1 protein-coding gene and 1 pseudogene are annotated in these 2,038 nt (G+C 67.9%); one reads left to right on the forward strand and one right to left on the reverse strand.

The window, feature by feature from the left end:
- A pseudogene (locus tag HMPREF3099_RS03465) lies at positions 1 to 690 on the forward strand (hypothetical protein); the annotation flags it as partial.
- A gap of 28 nt (positions 691 to 718) precedes the next feature.
- Here the strand turns inward: HMPREF3099_RS03465 and HMPREF3099_RS03470 are convergent.
- On the reverse strand, positions 719 to 1,894 hold the full coding sequence (locus HMPREF3099_RS03470) for a hypothetical protein (protein ID WP_237769727.1): 1,176 nt from the start codon (positions 1,892 to 1,894) through the stop codon (positions 719 to 721).
- Positions 1,895 to 2,038 lie beyond the last annotated feature (144 nt).

Genomic DNA, 2,038 nt, shown 5'->3' on the forward strand with positions numbered 1-2,038 from the left:
TGCTACACCCTCAGATCGGAAGAGCCGGATATCCCGTACGCGCCAATCAATGCGGTTCTCGGGTACGCGGAGACGTACGACATGCGGCGAACGCAGCTACTCGATGACGCACGCTCCGAATCCGTGCTCGAGGCGCTGGGCGTCATCACAGAGGAGATGGCGCCCAGCCACTCCACGAGTTTGACGACGACGTTCGACAAGAGCATCACCGTCGATCTTCCTCCCGAGACAGCCAAACGCGGCAGGTACCCCGTGAGGAAGCCCGAGCATGACCTCTTCGCTGCACGGAGGGAGGGAGTTCTTGTCGAGGAGTACCTCAACTGGCTGGGAAGGAGGGCGGAGGCGGTGTGCACCCATGTCGGCCCGTACAAGACCGATCTCCTGGTAGACGGGGAACTCATCGAGGCGAAGTCCGATGCCGGCGATCCCGCCACCCGGCAGGCCCTGGGCCAGATCCTCCACTACTGCATGGAGATGCGGCGGCATGGCCGGGAGGACTTTCAGCGAATCGCCATTCTCCTCCCTCAGGCGCCCTCACGCTCAGTCACTCATACCTGCTTGGCACTGGGTGCATCTGTCATCTACAAGACAGCAGACGGATTCGACAGATTCGACGCCTCTGACCATGCACGGGAGACCGTTCAGAAACTGTTGGAGGAACCCACGGTCGTGGCGGTTCAGCGAGATTGACCTACCTCGCGGGGGCGACCATGCCCAGTCAGGTGGTGGGGTGGCTCAGACCTGGCTCACGCCGAGCGAGCAGTGCCGCGCCAGCCAGCACCAGTCCCGCACCCACCAGCGGCGCCGGACCGGCGGTGCCCGACCAGCCCGTGTCCACCACCGGCCCGCGCTGGGCGGCCGCCTCGAAGCGCCGCCACAGACGCTCCCCTGAACCACCCACGGGTCCGATCGCGCGGCGCAGCGCGTCTGAATCCGGGCGCCATCGAGCGTCCACGGCCTCGAGTGCGTCATGCCGCGTGGTCACGGCAGCGCACAGGCTGAGGATGTAGTCCGGCGTCTCCAGGCCAGGTGCCGTCACACCCACCAAGGGACACCCGACAGCGGCGACGTTCGGGAACACCGAGCCGGGGATCCCCACGCACACCTCAGCCCGCGCAGACGCCTCCACCGTGCCCTCCTCAGCGATCTCGAAGCGGCTCCACAGCGCAGGGTCCTCCCGCGGGTGCAGACCCACGCGGACCGCCCGGCCGGAATCGGCCAGGGCGCCGGCCACCTCCATCAACAACTCGGCCCCGGGGGCCGCCTCACCGGTCTCGTCGGGGTGGGTGACCGAGGTGGCGACGACAACGCTGCCGGGTTCCGGCCTGTGAGCAGGAAGGTCGTCCAGCGCCGGGTTGCCGACGACCGCGACGGGGGAACGGGGGACCCCGAAATGGGCAGCAAAGACGCCGGCCTCGTCCCCGGAACCTGCGGTCATGGCGACAAGGCGCGGACGCAGCTCGGCAGCTCCCCGTGCCTCCTCCGGAGTCAGGTAGGCGAGCGATGCAGCCACGACGGGGACATCGGACAGGGCACGGGCAACCCGTACGGGCCATTCCAAGGCCGAGTTGACCACCAACACGTCAGCACCCCAAGCAGCTGCCTCCGCGACAGTGACCACAGGGGTGGCGTCATCTTCCTCGAGGTGGCTGCGGTCCGGGACGACCATGGCGATCGTTCGACCGGCAACGGACGCCTCATCCAGAAGGTGCTCGATGTGGTACGTCCCCCACGGTTCAGAGGTGGCCACCAGGACCCGGACCGGGCGATCGGCAGCCGATGCGGCAACAGGCTGGATGGCGGCCCCGAGAGCGGCGCCACCGGCTGCGAGGAGGAAGTGTCGTCGGTGCATGCCGGCACCGTACGGATCCAGCGTGAACACCCGGTGGCCCACGAACGAACCTCCGATGCCCCCCCCCCGATCACTCCTCCGCGTGCCGCACCCACCGCGACGTACGCATGGCCTCGTTCCACCTACCCTGCCCCCATGCAGACGCTCACCAAGACGGCCAACTCCCTGCTCCGCGGCACCGAGGAC

The sequence above is a fragment of the Kytococcus sp. HMSC28H12 genome (assembly GCF_001816045.1).
Taxonomy (GTDB): domain Bacteria; phylum Actinomycetota; class Actinomycetes; order Actinomycetales; family Dermatophilaceae; genus Kytococcus; species Kytococcus schroeteri.